The organism is Rahnella variigena, assembly GCF_003610915.1.
Lineage (GTDB): Bacteria > Pseudomonadota > Gammaproteobacteria > Enterobacterales > Enterobacteriaceae > Rahnella > Rahnella variigena.
Genome location: NZ_NSDJ01000001.1, coordinates 3,064,131 through 3,081,150 on the forward strand (window position 1 = coordinate 3,064,131; position 17,020 = coordinate 3,081,150).

Below are 17,020 nucleotides of genomic sequence, written 5' to 3' on the forward strand. Positions count from 1 at the left end.
AACGTTTTTGTCTGTGTGTTGTGTGTGGGGTTCATCATTTTCATTCCATCAAAGGTTAAGCAACAAAAGGTGAAACAACGGAAGGGTCAATCTGGTCGATGCTGGCGATGGCGCCTTTGTCCATGCGCGCAATGCGGTGAGCGAGTGCATGAGCTTCGTGCTGATCGTGGGTGACATACACCGCCGTGGTGCCGAGCTGGCGCAACAATGTCGCCATTTCTTCGCACAGGCTTTCGCGCAGGTCGCGGTCAAGATTTGACAGTGGTTCATCGAAAAGCAAAATACGCGGCTCGGCGACAATCGCCCGTGCCAGCGCCACGCGCTGCTGCTGACCACCGGAAAGTTCAGAAGGGCGGCGCGAGACAAAATCCGCCAGCCCGACGCGCTCCAGCGCGGCCATTACTTTCTCGTGTTGAGCTGCGCCACGGATCCCGCGCATTTGCAACGGAAACGCCACGTTCTGGCGCACGTTCATGTGCGGCCACAGGGCGTAATCCTGAAACGCCATCCCGAGATTGCGTTTTTCCGGCGGCACGCTGAGTTTCCCGCTGGCGACGATTTCGCCATCAAAACTGATTTGCCCCGACGCGGGATGGAGTAGCCCCGCCAGCATTTTCAGCAGCGTGCTTTTCCCGCAGCCCGAAGGGCCAAGCAGGGCGAGGATCGTACCTTCCGGCACGGATAAATTGACATGATTGAGTACCGGGTTGCTCCCAAAGTAATGGGACACCTGATGAATAGCGATGGCAGGGGGAGAAGACATGCGCGCAGGCGCATTCCCGCCGGTATGAGCTGGAATGATCATGGTTGGTACTATCCTCTTTGGGATTTATTTGTGGGGGTGAGCGTAAAGGGGGAATGTGACGGGGAAATGACAGTTTCTGTTCGTTCTTGTCGAGGATGCGTAAGAATTGTGAAGACTGGCTGGGGCGACTCCCTCCCCTGCGAAGGGGAGGGTTGGGGTGGGGTATTAACGAAAAATCAAAGAGTTGAAGTTTGCTTTTACAGAGTGTTTGGCTTTAAAACCCCCTCCCGGCCTCCCCCTTCGCAGGGGGAGGAGCAAAGAAAAAAGGCTCTTTGAAGTGGAGGAGCAAGCAAATCAACGACTGCAAAGTTTGTAATACACCTCATTCCACCGGATCTGATTCTTAAAGTCCGGCAGCGTCGTCTCGTTATCAATCACCAGCAATTCAATATTGCTCAGCTCCGCATATAACCGCAGCGCATCAATATCCAGTGCCTGTGAGAACACGGTATGGTGCGCGCCGCCGCCAAGGATCCAGGCTTCTGCCGCTGTCGCCAGTGAAGGCTGGGCTTTCCAGATAGCCCGGGCGACGGGCAGTTTTGGCAACGGATGCGGTTGCTCGACGGTATCCACCAGATTGACCAGCAGACGGAAACGGTCGCCCATGTCGATGACGCTGGCGTTAACCGCAGGGCCTGCCGGCGTGGAGAAGATCAGACGCGCCGGATCCGCTTTGCCACCTATGCCGAGATATTGCGCATCGAGTAACGGTTTTTCTTCTTTAGCAATCGACGGGCACACTTCCAGCATGTGTGAACCGACTACCAGGTCATTACCCGGCTTGAAGTGGTAGGTGTAATCTTCCATGAACGACGTGCCACCTTTCAGGCCGCTGGCCATCACTTTCATGATGCGCAGCAGTGCCGCAGTTTTCCAGTCGCCTTCGCCGCCAAAGCCGTAGCCTTTTTGCATCAGACGCTGTACCGCCAGCCCCGGCAACTGTTTCATGCCGTGCAGATCTTCAAAGTTGGTGGTGAATGCGCCGAATTTACCGTGCTCCAGGAAATGCGTCATCCCCAGTTCGATTTTCGCCGCATCCAGCAGGTTTTCACGACGTTCGCCGTTAAGTTTAACCGCATCGGTCAGGCGATAAGTGGCTTCGTATTCTTCCACCAGCGTGTCGATATCGCCTTTGCTGACTTCGTTGATGACGCTGACCAAATCGCCAATGCCGTAAGCATTGATGCTGTAGCCGAACTGGATTTGTGCGGCCACTTTGTCACCTTCTGTCACGGCAACTTCACGCATGTTGTCGCCAAAGCGCGCCACTTTCAGATGCTGACTTTCGTTTTTCGCGGCAGCGACGCGCATCCATTGGGCGATTCGGCGATGTGATTCGCCATCCTGCCAGTGACCCGCGACCACAGTGTGTTGCTGACGCATACGGGCACCAATGAAGCCAAACTCGCGGCCGCCGTGTGCGGTCTGGTTCAGGTTCATGAAGTCCATGTCCATGGTGTCCCACGGAATTTCAGCGTTGAACTGTGTATGGAACTGCAACAGTGGCTTATGCAGAATGCTTAAGCCCGCGATCCACATTTTGGCCGGAGAGAAGGTGTGCAGCCAGGTGATGATCCCCACGCAGGCATTGTCGTAGTTGGCGTCGCGGCACAGCGCCGTGATTTCATCCGGCGTGGTGACCAGCGGTTTAAGCACCAGTTTAACCGGCAAACCGGCTTCGCTGTTCAGGCTACTGACCACCTTCTCGGCGTTCTCTTTTACCTGACGCAATGCTTCCGGTCCGTACAGATGCTGACTGCCAATGGCGAACCACACTTCGAGATGTTTAAACGCGTCCATTTATTACTCCTGAATATCGTAGGTGTGAAATAGCAATTTATGAGACAGACATTAATGTGCCGGTTTCGCTGCAAACAGCGGTTCAGTGGTGGCACACCATTGCTGATAACGTTCATACAGGCGCTGATATTGTTCGACGCGCTGTGGATCCGGCAGCAGCGTACGTTCTATGCTGCAGGCCATTTTTTCCTGTGCGGCCGGAACGTCGCTGAATTCCCCGGCGGCGACGGCAGCAAAAATTGCCGCACCCAGCGCGCAACACTGATCGGAGGCGACGATTTGCAGCGGACGGTTCATCGCGTCGGCGCAAACCTGCATGATGACCGGTGATTTACGTGCGATACCGCCGAGCGTGAGGACGTTCTCCACCGGAATATCCTGCTGTTCGAAACATTCCATGATGGCGCGTGCGCCAAAGGCGGTGGCAGCGATAAAGCCCCCGAACAGTTCCGGCGCTTGCGTGCCCAGATTGATATCGGTGATGACGCCTTTCAGACGCTGATTGGCAAACGGCGTACGGCGACCGTTGAACCAGTCGAGCACCAGCGGCAGATGATCGAGTTTCGGACTGGCCGCCCACGCTGCGGTGAGATCGGACAGCAGATTTTTTTGCAGGCTGGTCAGTTGCGGTGCCATTTCAGGATGCACTTTGGCGGCCTGAATCAGCGGCCAGCTCAGCAGACGGCTAAACCAGGCATACATATCACCGAAAGCGGATTGTCCGGCTTCCATCCCAATCATGTCCGGCACCACGCTGCCTTCGACCTGACCGCAGATCCCGGCAATCGCGCGGTCGTTTACACGCTCTTTGTCGGCGATCAGAATGTCGCAGGTGGAAGTCCCGATCACTTTCACCAGCGTATAAGGCTGTGCGCCCGCGCCGACTGCGCCCATATGGCAGTCGAATGCACCGCCGGAAAGCACCACGGAAGCAGGCAGACCAAGGCGTTCTGCCCATTCAGAGGTCAGCGTACCAACTGCCTGTTCAGCGGTAACGGTGTCAGTAAACAGCGGATACGGCAGGTTTTCGACCAGCAAAGGATCGAGAGCAGCGAAGAAATCTTTTGGCGGCAAACCGCCCCATGACGGATGCCAGAGCATTTTGTGTCCGGCGCTGCAACGGCCACGCACCACTTTGTCCGGCGCGGTGGTACCGGAAAGCAGGGCAGGCACCCAGTCGCACAGTTCAACCCAGGAAGCCGCGGCTGTTTTAACGGCAGCGTCCGCGCGGGAAACATGCAGGATTTTTGCCCAGAACCATTCAGAGGAGTAAACGCCGCCGATATAGCTGGAATAGTCGGGGAACTCACCGCTGCGGCACAGGCGGTTAATTTCTTCGGCTTCTTCTATTGCCGTGTGATCTTTCCATAACACGAACATGGCGTTCGGGTTTTCGGCGAACTCAGGCGTCAGCGCCAGAATGTTGCCTTCATTATCTACAGGAGCAGGCGTGGAACCGGTGGAATCCACACCGATCCCTACCACGCGCGCCGCCCGTTCACTGCCCAGACGTTGCACGACGTTTTTGATTGCCTGCTCCATCGCTTCTATATAGTCGAGCGGATGGTGGCGGAACTGGTTTATTGCCGCGTCACAGTAACGGCCTTCAGTCCAGCGCGGATAATAAACCACGTCAGTTTCCATCTCCGCACCGGTCTGACAATCCACAGCCAGTGCCCGGACAGAATCGCTGCCAAAATCAAGACCAAGAGCAATCGCACCTTGCGTCATTCTTTCTCACTCCTTCAGGTTTGCCGTAGTCATTACGGCGGCGAATCGAATTGCTCTAACAGTAGGAGGATGCAAAAAAGTGAGTGAGGAGGCGTTAGCTGGAAGTATGCACAAATCTGCTCCCAATGATGTTTCTGTGAGGTTGGTCAAATGTTAGCGTTTGGCTAAAATCGCTATATCTATGTACAAACCTGCTGTTTTCCCGCCGTGTGATAGCGCTCTACATTCCGCTGCAAAATTACCGCTAAAACTTAACCCGTCTTACAAGAGAGTGTGACGTAAATCCGCTACATACCGGACTTCGCCGCACTTTCACTTTGTTTCTTTACGCTACTGATAACGTTTTCATGATTGCGGCAAACCAACAGATATGAGACTGCGATTGTGAAAAACAACAATAAAAGTCGGAGAACATCATGCATAAATTCACTAAGGCATTAGCGGCGGTAGGGTTAGCAGCCGTTATGTCACATTCAGCTATGGCAGCCGAAAATCCAAAGCTGGGTTTCCTGGTTAAACAGCCCGAAGAGCCGTGGTTCCAGACTGAATGGCGCTTTGCAGATAAAGCCGGTAAGGATCTGAACTTTGAGGTCATCAAAATTGCTGTGCCAGACGGTGAAAAAACGCTGAATGCCATCGACAGTCTGGCGGCAAACGGTGCGAAAGGTTTTGTTATCTGTACGCCGGATCCGCGTCTGGGGCCTGCCATCATGGCGAAAGCGCGCAGCTATGACATGAAAGTTATCCAGGTGGATGACCAGTTCGTGAATGCCAAAGGCAAGCCAATGGAAGAGGTGCCATTAGTGATGATGGCCGCCACCAAAATCGGCGAACGTCAGGGACAGGAACTGTATAAAGAAATGCAAAAACGTGGCTGGAAAGTCGCAGATACCGGCGTGATGGCGATTACCGCTGATGAGCTGGACACTGCACGCCGCCGTACTTCCGGTTCAATGGACGCGCTGAAAGCTGCCGGTTTTCCGGAAAAACAAATCTATAAAGTTCCGACCAAATCCAACGATATTCCTGGCGCACTGGATGCCGGTAACTCCCTGTTAGTCCAACATCCTGAAGTGAAGAACTGGCTGATCATCGGTATGAACGACAACACCGTTCTCGGCGGTGTGCGTGCAACAGAAGGTCAGGGATTCAAAGCCGCTAATGTGATCGGTATCGGTATCAACGGTGTGGACGCCGTGAATGAGCTGTCAAAAAGCGCGCAAACCGGCTTCTACGGTTCCCTGTTACCTAGCCCGGATATCCACGGTTATAAAAGTATCCAGATGCTGAACGAATGGGTCACCAAAGGCGTTGAACCACCGAAATTCACCGAAGTCACTGATGTTGTCCTGATCACCCGCGACAACTTCAAAGAAGAACTGAAGAAGAAAGGCTTAATGTAATTTCCTCGTCATCCTTCGGGCTGCAGATGCGTTGGCTGCGTTCGCTCACCCCGGTCACTTACTTATGTAAGCTCCCGGGGATTCACGAACTTGCCGCCTTCCTGCAACCCGAATGATTTAGAGGAATAGCGAGTTAAACGAGCATTAGATAACGCTGCTGCAGAGTGGACGACAGGAAGTTTTACGAACTGTTTTCTGCTGTGCAGTGGCGTGCATTCAACTTTACTTAATTTCCAGGTAGCCCCTATGACTCAGCAATCTTCAAACAAGACGCCTTTGCTGACACCGTCACTGACGGAGTTTGATGCGGCCACGCCGTATCTGGAATTCCATGACATTGGCAAAACTTTTCCAGGTGTGAAAGCGCTGGACGGGATTTCTTTCAATTGTTATGCCGGGCAGATCCATGCGCTGATGGGCGAAAACGGCGCGGGTAAATCGACGCTTCTGAAAATCCTCAGCGGCAACTATCAGCCTTCACAGGGCAATATTCATATCAGAGGGCAGCAGGTCGCTTTCAATAACACCACCGATGCGCTCGATGCCGGTGTGGCGATCATTTATCAGGAATTGCATCTGGTGCCGGAAATGACGGTGGCAGAGAACATTTATCTCGGACAGTTGCCCAGCAAACACGGTTTTGTGAACCGCAAATTGCTGCGCTATGAAACCAAAATTCAGCTCGAACACCTCGGGCTGGATATCGATCCCGATACCCCGCTGAAATATCTCTCCATCGGCCAGTGGCAGATGGTGGAAATCGCTAAAGCGCTGGCGCGTAACGCCAAAATCATTGCTTTCGATGAGCCGACCAGTTCACTTTCAGCACGTGAAATCGAACAATTATTCCGTGTCATCCGTGAGTTGCGGGCAGAAGGGCGTGTGATTTTGTATGTCTCACACCGTATGGAAGAGATTTTTGCATTAAGTGACGCTGTCACCGTTTTCAAAGACGGCCGCTATGTGCGTACCTTTGACGACATGACACAGGTGGATAACAGCAAGCTGGTGCAGGCGATGGTCGGCCGTAATCTGGACGACATTTACGGCTACGCGCCGCGTCCGCACGGCGAAATACGTTTGCAGCTGGATCAGGTCAAAGCACCGGGCGTGAAAACGCCGATCTGCCTGAGCGTGCGTCAGGGAGAAATCGTCGGCCTGTTCGGGCTGGTAGGCGCCGGTCGCAGTGAGCTGATGAAGGGGTTATTCGGCGGCACGCGCGTCACCGGCGGCACACTGCGGCTCGATGGCAAAGTGATGAACATCCGCAAACCGGCAGACGCGATCCGCCAGGGCATCATGCTGTGTCCTGAAGACCGCAAAGCCGACGGCATCATTCCTGTTCACTCGGTACGTGACAACATCAACATCAGCGCCCGCCGGAAAACGGTGAAAGCGGGTTGCCTGATCAACAACGCCTGGGAAGCGAAAAATGCGCGCAAGCACATCGAGGCGCTGAATATCAAAACGCCGAGCGATCAGCAGCTGATCATGAACCTTTCCGGCGGTAATCAGCAAAAAGCCATTTTGGGGCGCTGGTTGTCGGAAGACATGAAAGTCATTTTGCTCGACGAACCGACGCGCGGGATTGACGTCGGCGCCAAGCATGAAATTTACAACGTGATTTATTCACTGGCGAAACAAGGCATTGCGGTGCTGTTTGCGTCCAGTGATTTACCGGAAGTGCTGGGTCTGGCGGACAGAATTGTGGTGATGCGCGAAGGCGCTGTCTCCGGCGAACTGTCCCACGATGAAGCCACCGAAGAAAAAGCGCTGGGGCTCGCCATGTTGCGGACACTAGACCTTGATTCTGCCCCTGACGCTGCCTGACTGAGGAGCAAAAATATTATGTCGAGTATGACAACCAATTCAGCCAAACCGGATCAACCTTCAGCTGCATCGCGCAGCGGACAAGGCCTGATGCGTATCTGGGACAGCTACGGCATGTTAGTGGTGTTCGCCGTACTGTTTCTCGCCTGTTCGATTTTCGTGCCGAACTTCAGTTCTTTCATCAACATGAAAGGGCTGGGACTGGCTATTTCGATGTCCGGCATGGTGGCCTGCGGGATGCTGTTCTGTCTGGCTTCCGGTGACTTTGACTTGTCCGTCGCCTCCGTCATCGCCTGTGCGGGCGTGACAACCGCGGTGGTCATCAACATGACTGAAAGCCTGTGGATTGGCGTCGCTGCCGGTTTACTGCTTGGGATGCTGACCGGTTTGCTCAACGGTTTTGTTATCGCCCGCCTGAAAATTAACGCGCTGATCACCACGCTTGCCACCATGCAGATTGTGCGCGGTCTGGCGTACATCATTTCTGACGGTAAAGCAGTGGGCATCGAAGACGAACGCTTCTTCGCACTCGGCTACGCCAACTGGCTGGGACTGCCCGCACCAATCTGGCTGACGGTCGGCTGTCTGATTATCTTTGGTCTGCTGCTTAACAAAACCACGTTTGGCCGAAACACGCTGGCGATTGGGGGTAATGAAGATGCCGCGCGTCTGGCCGGTGTGCCGGTGGTGCGCACTAAAATCATTATCTTCGTACTGTCCGGTCTGGTATCGGCGGCGGCGGGGATCATTCTGGCTTCACGTATGACCAGCGGTCAGCCAATGACGTCGCTGGGCTTTGAGCTGATCGTCATCTCCGCCTGCGTGCTGGGTGGCGTTTCGCTGAAAGGCGGCATCGGTAAGATTTCCTACGTGGTATCGGGGATCCTGATCCTGGGTACCGTGGAAAATGCCATGAACCTGCTGAATATATCTCCGTTCTCGCAGTATGTGGTACGTGGTCTGATCCTGCTGGCGGCGGTTATCTTCGACCGTTACAAACAGAAAGCCAAAAAGACCGTTTAAACCGGTTTTGTGATAACGCTTTCACAGCTTACTACCCGCGGCATTTAACGCTCAGACCGGTTAAATGCCGCAAAAACGCGTGGTTGTTCACAAAAAAGTAACATTTATTGGCAGCGTTTTCATCGGCGATTAGAATAGATAAAAAGTCCATAGCCACGTGAAGTTTTGGGAGGTTCGATGTATCACCGTATGATTCAGGATCAGCAGCAAAACCCGCTGTTACCGGGTTACAGTTTCAACGCCTATCTGGTCGCCGGTATGACACCGATCCTTGCTGACGGGCCACTGGACTTTGCCATTGACCGTCCGGGTGGCATGAAAGGTTACATTCTCAACCTGACCGTAAAAGGGCAGGGTAAAGTTTTTGACGGCGAAGATACGTTCTACTGCAACCCCGGTGATCTGTTGTTATTCCCGCCGAAAGCCCGTCATCTCTACAGCCGTTCCGCTAACGCCGATTCCTGGTATCACCGCTGGGTGTATTTCCGCCCGCGTGCCTACTGGGCAGACTGGCTGGAGTGGCACACCAAAACCCGCGACGTCGGGCGTCTCTCCTTACCGAATAACACCTTATTACTGGAATTCGACCGCCTGTTTGCCAATATCGAGCAAACTCAAAAATCAGGCCGTCGTTTCTGCGAAGAGTTAGGGATGAATCTGCTGGAGCGTCTGTTGCTGCGCGCAATGGAAGAAGATCCGCAGAGTCCGCAAAAAATTATGGATCCGCGCGTTATCGAAGCCTGCCAGTTCATCACCGGAAATCTGGCCGGAGAGTTGCGTATCGACGAAGTGGCGCGTCATGTTTGCCTGTCGCCGTCACGGCTGGCACATCTTTTCCGTGAGCAGGTGGGGATCAACATCCTGCGCTGGCGTGAAGATCAGCGGGTGATCCGCGCCAAACTGTTATTACAGACGACTCAGGAATCTATAGCGACGATTGGCCGTGTGGTGGGATATGACGATCAGTTGTATTTCTCGCGGGTATTCCGCAAACGGGTAGGGGTCAGCCCAAGTGATTTCCGCCGCAGAAGTGTTGAGATTAACTATCCGGCTAAACCGTACAAGTCACATCCGTGGCCGGAGCAGGAAAACGCGGTGGCGTATCATTTTTGAGTTTTGCAGAGTGGGCCGCTGCAAAAGGGGCGGCCGTTTAAGGTCAACAACACCTTGGGTTGCCACTCAAACTGGCCTTAAGGTCAAGGTCAAGGTCGTGGGCGTCGGCCCACACCGACCAGAGACCCGGTAACGCGCGGGCCTCTGGACTCCGCGCTTTTTTCACTGCGCGCTGTCGCGGGTATGACGGACATGTTCTGGCGCATTGGTAAGTGGCGAAAATCCAGGTGCTTCGCACTGCCTTCTCTCGGTCTTCGAGCCACAGGTCTCGAAGCCGCTCCGTTCAGCTGGATTTTAAGCACGCCAATCCACTTTTCTAAAAGATAAAAGAGACGATCTGCCGTTGATTTTAAGAGCGTGCGGGCGATTCAGAAATCTTGCTGAATGAGAGGTTGCAGACCTGAGGCTGCAATCCCGAAATGAAGGCACCGCGCAGCGGCAAGCTTTACAGCCTGTCACTGCGGTAACTGAAACATAGCCACCGAGCGGAAGCGCTTGTTGAAAAAGCGAAGGAAGATCCAAGAGGGAAAAAGCATTTTCCCTCTTGGTCGGTTTCAGCGCGAAAGGCCGAGTGATAACCGTTATTAAGAAACCGAAATTATCTCAGTCGGAAGTTAATATATCCAGCGAGTTTACTCGGCAAAGAAGCTCTGTTTCAACGCCCGCTCTACACCCCGCAGTTCCGCCAGTCCCCGCAGACGTCCAATCGCCGAATACCCCGGATTGGTTTTCTTGTGCAAGTCATCCAGCATCTGATGGCCGTGATCAGGGCGCATCGGGATAGCGCGCAAATTACCTGCGCGGCGGCGGGTTTGCTCTTCGGTCAGAATGGCTTTGATGACTGCGACCATATCCACATCACCGTCCAGATGGTCGGCTTCATGGAAGCTGCCCGGAACTTCTTCGCGCAACGTGGCGCGCAGGTGGATGAAGTGAACGCGATCGGCGTAATCGGTCATCATTTTCACCAGGTCATTATCCTCACGTACGCCGTAAGAACCGGTGCAGAAGCAGAAACCGTTATGGATACTGTCGACGGTTTCTTTCAGCCATTGCATATCTTCAATGGTGGAGATAATGCGCGGCAGACCGAGGATAGGGCGCGGGGGATCATCCGGATGAACCGCCAGACTTAATCCGCATTGCTCCGCCACTGGCACAATACTGCGCAGGAAGTGCGCCATGTTTTCACGCAGTTTGGCCTTATCGATACCGTCGTACGTCGCCAGACGGGCACGGAACTGATCCAGCGTATAACCTTCTTCTGCACCGGGCAGACCGGCGATGATGTTTGACACCAGCTGGTCTTTCTCTGCCTGCGTCATCGCCGCAAAATATTCTGCCGCTTGTTTCTGTTCTTCAGCGCTGTAATACGACGTCGCGCCTTCACGTTTGAGCAAATGCAATTCAAAGGCCGCGAAAGCGATGTGGTCGAAGCGCAGGGCGCGTGAACCGTCCGGAAGCAGATAACCCAGATCGGTACGCGTCCAGTCCAGAACCGGCATGAAGTTATAGCAGACCGTATAAATCCCACATTCCGCCAGATTACGAATAGATTGCTGATAGTTCGCAATGTGCTTCTCAACATCTCCGCTGCGGGTTTTGATTTCCTCATGTACCGGAATGCTTTCGACAACTGACCACACCAGACCTTTGGCTTCAATGATCGCCTTACGCTTTTTAATTTCTTCTACCGGCCACACTTCACCGTTAGGAATATGGTGCAGGGCAGTGACCACGCCAGTTGCGCCAGCCTGACGCACATCATCAAGCGAAACCGGATCGTTCGGGCCGTACCAACGCCATGTCTGTTCCATGTGTTTTCCTTAAAATTGTTAACTGACTCTCTGAATGTAGTTGACGCATGGCCGGTGATAAGTTCAATCTTAATGCGCGGTCTGGTCAGGTGGTCTGCTGGTCAGGCCATCAGACCAACATATGATTCAGTATCAAACCGATGATTAATGTGACCTGGATAACAGATCTGCGATTCAGCAAGAACACGGAGACAATAATGGAATTACCAACCCTGAAAGTGGAACGGCTGTATCGCCAGATTTCAAACGTACTGATTAACTGCATCAACACCGGTCAGTTCGCGCCGGGGGCGATGATCCCGTCCGAGCGCGACCTGTCCAAACAGCTGGGCGTCAGCCGTTCTTCTATCCGCGAAGCATTGATTGCACTGGAGATCACCGGCTGGGTGGAAATCCGCACCGGCAACGGCGTATACGTCAGCGACCCGCTGCCACAGGCAACGCCATCCGCACAGCAGACGGTCAGTCATGAAGAAGAATTCAGCCTGCAGTCGCTGGTGAAAGCGCGACAGGTTTATGAAGCGATGACGGCGGAACTGGCAGCGATTAACGGTACTGAAGAGCAGCGTGTGAAATTGAAAGAAATTGCCGATGAGCTGAATAAGCTGAATGCCAACAACGACGCATTCCTCGAAGCTGACCGCCGGTTCCATCTGATGATCAGTGAGATGACCGGCAATGAAGTGCTGCACGATATGATGGGCTACCTGTGGGATAAACGCCGCTCACGCCGGTTTATGCGCTTAGAAAGCCATTACACCGAAGTCGATTTCGCCCGTGAAATGAATGCCGACCATCAGGGGATCCTGGACGCGATTCTGGCGAAAGATGGCGCGGGGGCGAAAGCAAGGATGGCAAGGCATTTACAGCATGTGTATGACCAGTTATTTGCGGAGTGATAGTGTCAATGCCGGACACAGGCGGCTTTTAAATCAAAACCTTGGGTTGCCACCCAAACTGGCCTTAAGGTCAAGGTCGTGGGCGTCGGCCCACACCGACCAGAGACCCGGTAACGCGCGGGCCTCTGGACTCCGCGCTTTTTTCACTTCGCGCTATCGCTGGACACTATGTTTCAGGTGCCACTGCGACAGGCTGGAAATCTTGCCGCTGCGCGGTGCCTTCTCTCGGTCTTCGAGCCAAAGGTCTCGAAGCCGCTCCGTTCAGCAAGATTTCTGAACCGCCCTTGGCTTTTAAAAACAAAACAGAACAAGTAAGGTTGTGAAGTAAAGGCCTGAGGCCGGTTCCAAAATACCGCCGGACGAGAGGTGGAAAACCGCGTGTCTTTTTACGCGGGTTGCAACCCGAAGGGAGGGAACCGCGCAGCGGCGGGATTTTGCGGCTATCACTGTGGTACCTGAAACATAGCCAGCGAGCAGAGCGCGCAGTTAAAAAAACGCAGGATTCCAAAGGGTTTCGTTTAAAACCCTTTGGGCCAGTGTGGGCGGCGAGCCCACGGTCTTGACCTTAAGGCCAGTTTGGGTGCCAACCCAAGGTGTTGAACTTGACCTTGCCCAAAGTCGGTGTGGGCCGACGCCCACGGTCTTGACCTAGAGGCCAGTTTGGGTGCCAACCCAAGGTTTTGCCCGTGTGGGCGGCAAGCCCACAAAATAGCATTAGCTCGGATACGGCACCCATCCCCCGCCATTCAGGCGAATATAGATTTTCCCCTGATATTCCATTACCACCGAGTTCTCATTTTCAGACACCAGCGGCGTTTGCGGCAGGTTCGACGCGAAGTTTTTCCAGTCCATGGTCGGTGTGGTAAAGACTTTGCCATCGACTGCGCGGGCGACCATTTCTGAAATCGCCTGATAGCTGCTCTGGCCTTCGATTTTCATCGGCGACGGCGCATGCGGTGCCTGCATACCAAAGAACTTCACGCCGACCGGGATGTGAGTGATACCCGGACTCGGGATATCACGCAGGCCGGAAATCTGCATTTTATCGCCCACCAGCGCCGCGCCATGTTCAGGCACCACCACCAGCATCACTTTACGACCCGATTTATCCAGCTGATCCATAAAGGTGTTCAGCTGGTTCAGCAGTGTCTGTGCGCGGTTATGGTAGTCCGCACCTTTATTGCTGCCGACGTAACGGTTGCCGTCATGCAGCGGGATCAGGTTGAAGAAGGTTGCTGTCCGTGCGGTGCCGGCTTTTTCCTGATTCTCAAGCCAGCGTGAGAACAGCTGCCCGTCATTGAAAATGGGTGAACCGTCGAAAGAGGTCAGTTCATAACCCAGACCAGCCTGTGACATCAGCGGGGCTTTCATATCCGCGTCATCACGCAGATTGCCGATGTAATTACCGAACACGCCGGTGTGATCCATCGCCAGCTGCGAGGTAAAGCCCAGACGCGCCAGATCGTCAAACAGGTAACATTGCTGACCGGCTGGCTGGTACAAATCGTGGTGGGATGGCTGACCGCAGCTCGCACGCAGCAAGCGAATCGAAGCCGGGCCACTGTATGCGGTGGCGGAGTTGAAATTACTGAACACAAAATCAAAACGCGACCACAGCGGCGAATTCGAAAGATTCACCGCGTCCAGATCAGCCCAGGCCAGCGAACAGATATTGATCACCAGCAGATCGAAAGGCTGAGCATCGGCTGGCAGGGCATCAGGAAACTTCGTCGCCTTGCGGCGTTCGTTTTGGTAGAACTGATCCAGATACGCATTCAGGTTGGCATTGGTCGGCGGACCCGTGACGGTATTATCGGTACCGGATGGCGCGACTTGTGCCGGAGCCGCCGCGGTATTTTGCGCCATAACCGGTGCCGGTGTATGCGTAAACAACGGCGTGATCACACCGCTGAGATTCACCCATAACAGGGCTATCACCGTGAATGTCGTCAGGCGTAACCACTGTGAAATAAACAGATAACCGACCAGCAGGGCGAAACCGACTGCAATCCACTGCCAGTTGATGAAACGGTCAGCCAGTTCAAGCAGATAACTGACGCTGAAACCTGCGACGTCAGCTCCCTGATTGACAATGGAACGCCAGCCCGGCAGCCAGGTATCATGATAAAGCAGCGCAAGGCCGAACGGCAGGGCAACCCATTGTCGCCAGCGATGCAGACGCAGGGAGCGAAGCGGGAATAATAATACGGCCGCAAAAACCAGATTGCTCAGCGCGTCAAAATTCAGATAACCCTGTGAAAGCAGAACAAATTTCAATAAGAAATAGTAGTTCCAGGCACCAAGACCGCGCCAGGATTGCCAGATCCGCAAGCGCGGAGAAGAAGAGTGCGATTCGTTCATAGTGAAGTTTTGGATTTCCCTGTAGCCGCAGAATTTTCAGGCAAAGTCGCGGAGCGTTTGCGGTTCTTATTGATGCTGCTGATGGTCATGGGGGTTAAATAACGCGGCGAAAGAAATCGCGTCGCAAAGCGGTTTTTCCAGCGCGGCAACCGGCTGCGCAGGGCATATCCCAGCGGGAGAAAAATCACCGCCGCCAGAATGAAAATTTCGATAATGTCCTGAATGTCCATTTCTCTTACTCCGGCGTGTTAATAACGGGCGTATCGCTCACGGCCAGCGTGATGGGAACGGGCTGATGAACGGGCGCACGTTTCAAAGGTTCAGATTTATGCGCCACAAAAGGCTGTGCTTCTGACACGGGATTTGCCATCGGCGGTTTGGCGGCCAGACGGCGAACTTCTGTCTGAATATCCAGCTCGTGACTCCAGAAAGTCTGACTGCTAAAGACTTCTTTCACCGGCAGATTAAACAGGAAGGCCAGAACGTTTTCGACATCACTGACCTGACAGTTCGACAGGAACAAATACAGATGACGTTCTGTCACGGTCAGAATATCGCCGTCGCGGCGCAGCGAACAAAGCGACATCGCCTGCTGCGGGCTGATCCCGGCGGCAGGGCGCAGTGAAATTAAAATCCCGCGTGATTCGGTCGCCAGCGCGGCGTGATCCCAGATATCGCGCATCACGTCGCAGAACACCGGCAGCGGCAGATATCCCTTATGATGCGTGGGTAAACGGCTGTCCAGCAGCACGTCGATGTCCTGCGGGACATGACGGGTGAATGTCAGATTTTGCAGGTCATCCAGCAAGGTCAGAAAGTTGGAAAGACGTGCAGCGTGCGGCACCACCAGATTGGCACCGCAGGCCTGCAACAGACGCTGGTCGACATAGCGCAGGGAAGAATTCATCTCGCGCACCACAATTTTCAAACCATTGCCGCGCTGAATGCGCAAAAGGTGGATCTGCCGTGCGAGCACTTCCACTTCATCGTTACCCGCCAGCGCAAAAATAACGGTGGCAGAACGGGCGTGCGTGGCTCTTTCGGTCAGCGCGTCGTTGCCATCGAACAGGAACCAGCGCTCGGAAAGTGCAGGCGCACCTTCCAGCACCGAACGCTCTGCCAGCAACATCCACTGATCATCACCGGTTTGGGCTGAAGCTGAAGATAAGGCGTCTTTCTGGATCTCCCAACCGTTCGTGCGCGGGATGAGAGGATAAAGCGTATTTGCTTCAGCACCCAGACTGTCATGCCACCAGGAGATGCCCCACTGGTTTGGGTTCACATCGGTTTTTAAATCTGCAAGGCCATATATATTGTGGTGGAATAAATGTAAGCGGGATTTAACCGCATTAATGCCATCGCCGAAGCAGATAATAAGCAGCGTCGCCCCTTTACTATTAGCGCCTGACTGAATTTCACTCAGCCAGCGGGAAAGTTGTTTATCTTTTACTTCCTGACAGCGCACGGCAGGAAGTAATAAAATCATTAAAGAAGCAGGGGGGGCAGGCAGGCGATTAATATCGGCGGGCAATCCCAGTAACGCTTTTTTTCCTTCCGCGTGCTGATAATAAAACGTTTGCCTGGGGTATTTATGCAAATGTGTGAGAAGGATATTGTCATCAGCTAGTCTATTTTTATCATCAGAGCAAATTAAATTGTGCTGTGGAAAAAACAGGCTGACAGGGATTTCTCCCCGCTGAGCTTCAAGTACCTGACCACTCAAACGATATGCCGCTTCCTGACTGTCGGTGTTGACCCAGTAAAGCCCCTGAGCCTGCATCTGGCCTAAACCATTCCAGAATTGCTTCATACCCAATGAAAAGGAGAGTGCCATATTGTTAATCTGCTTCTGTTCGGTTTTGATTAAAAGTCTGCTGGGACACACTGATAAATGTGAGTATAATAAATTCTATCATTGCTACATTAAATAATCATAATTCTTCACAATAATGTTTGATACTAAAATGCCTAATCATGATGGGCAATTTTTGGCTGTGCTGAAGTATCAGCATTTGGATTGAAGCAGGGAGAGAAACGGTGGCGGCCAATATTGCAGACTCAGAAGAATCCGAACCGTCCAGTGATGATGATTTTTATGCGCTGAGTCACCTTTTTGCTTTGTCAGAATTACATTACGTAGATATAGCCCGTAAAGAAAAAATTCCGCAACTAATGTCCCGCTGGCCATTATTGGCTGAGTTGGCGCAATTCGCTGAACACGGCGCGGAGAAAAAATAA

13 protein-coding genes are annotated in these 17,020 nt (G+C 53.4%); 6 read left to right on the top strand and 7 right to left on the bottom strand.

The genetic code is table 11. The annotated features are described in order from the left end of the window. Positions 1-55: 55 nt before the first annotated feature. From CKQ54_RS14250 to CKQ54_RS14260, 3 genes are all read right to left on the bottom strand, one after another. Entirely contained in the window at positions 56-805 is a 750-nt protein-coding gene (locus tag CKQ54_RS14250; protein WP_120164005.1) for an ABC transporter ATP-binding protein, read from the bottom strand. A gap of 294 nt (positions 806-1,099) precedes the next feature. After that, positions 1,100-2,605, bottom strand: coding sequence for an L-arabinose isomerase (gene araA / locus CKQ54_RS14255; RefSeq protein ID WP_120164006.1), 1,506 nt, complete (start codon positions 2,603-2,605; stop codon positions 1,100-1,102). A gap of 51 nt (positions 2,606-2,656) precedes the next feature. Continuing rightward, entirely contained in the window at positions 2,657-4,336 is a 1,680-nt protein-coding gene (locus CKQ54_RS14260; RefSeq protein WP_120164007.1) for a ribulokinase, read from the bottom strand. A 416-nt stretch (positions 4,337-4,752) separates the two neighbouring features. Between CKQ54_RS14260 and CKQ54_RS14265 the strand changes: the two genes are divergently transcribed. The 4 genes from CKQ54_RS14265 to araC all read left to right on the top strand — a co-directional run bounded on the left by CKQ54_RS14265 (position 4,753) and on the right by araC (position 9,705). Beyond that, positions 4,753-5,739, top strand: a complete 987-nt coding sequence (locus CKQ54_RS14265; protein WP_112288541.1) for an arabinose ABC transporter substrate-binding protein — start codon at positions 4,753-4,755, stop codon at positions 5,737-5,739. 246 nt (positions 5,740-5,985) lie between these two features. Beyond that, a complete protein-coding gene (gene araG, locus CKQ54_RS14270) occupies positions 5,986-7,569 on the top strand; it encodes an L-arabinose ABC transporter ATP-binding protein AraG (protein ID WP_120164008.1) in 1,584 nt (527 codons plus the stop codon). A gap of 18 nt (positions 7,570-7,587) precedes the next feature. Further along, positions 7,588-8,592: an L-arabinose ABC transporter permease AraH gene (gene araH / locus CKQ54_RS14275; RefSeq protein ID WP_120164009.1), complete on the top strand. Its 1,005-nt coding sequence runs from the start codon at positions 7,588-7,590 to the stop codon at positions 8,590-8,592. A gap of 177 nt (positions 8,593-8,769) precedes the next feature. Beyond that, the gene (gene araC / locus CKQ54_RS14280; RefSeq protein ID WP_095922099.1) at positions 8,770-9,705 is read left to right on the top strand and encodes an arabinose operon transcriptional regulator AraC; all 936 of its coding nucleotides are present in this window, start codon (positions 8,770-8,772) and stop codon (positions 9,703-9,705) included. Between the two features lie 632 nt (positions 9,706-10,337). Here the strand turns inward: araC and uxuA are convergent. Further along, positions 10,338-11,522, bottom strand: coding sequence for a mannonate dehydratase (gene uxuA / locus CKQ54_RS14285; protein WP_112292001.1), 1,185 nt, complete (start codon positions 11,520-11,522; stop codon positions 10,338-10,340). 197 nt (positions 11,523-11,719) lie between these two features. On the opposite strand from uxuA, the gene CKQ54_RS14290 reads away from it, so the two are divergent. Then, positions 11,720-12,421: a FadR/GntR family transcriptional regulator gene (locus tag CKQ54_RS14290; protein ID WP_120164120.1), complete on the top strand. Its 702-nt coding sequence runs from the start codon at positions 11,720-11,722 to the stop codon at positions 12,419-12,421. A gap of 714 nt (positions 12,422-13,135) precedes the next feature. On the opposite strand, the gene bcsG is transcribed toward CKQ54_RS14290, so the two are convergent. From bcsG to bcsE, 3 genes are read right to left on the bottom strand one after another with little or no spacing between them, the layout of a single operon-like run. Then, positions 13,136-14,782, bottom strand: coding sequence for a cellulose biosynthesis protein BcsG (bcsG, locus tag CKQ54_RS14295; protein WP_120163859.1), 1,647 nt, complete (start codon positions 14,780-14,782; stop codon positions 13,136-13,138). Then, positions 14,779-15,012, bottom strand: a complete 234-nt coding sequence (bcsF, locus tag CKQ54_RS14300) for a cellulose biosynthesis protein BcsF (protein WP_120163860.1) — start codon at positions 15,010-15,012, stop codon at positions 14,779-14,781. Before bcsF ends, bcsG begins: the two co-directional genes overlap by 4 nt. Positions 15,013-15,017: 5 nt before the next feature. Continuing rightward, complete coding sequence (gene bcsE / locus CKQ54_RS14305; protein ID WP_120163861.1) at positions 15,018-16,616, bottom strand: cellulose biosynthesis protein BcsE; 1,599 nt, start codon at positions 16,614-16,616, stop codon at positions 15,018-15,020. A gap of 203 nt (positions 16,617-16,819) precedes the next feature. Between bcsE and bcsR the strand changes: the two genes are divergently transcribed. Further along, positions 16,820-17,020, top strand: coding sequence for a cellulose biosynthesis protein BcsR (bcsR, locus tag CKQ54_RS14310; protein WP_120163862.1), 201 nt, complete (start codon positions 16,820-16,822; stop codon positions 17,018-17,020).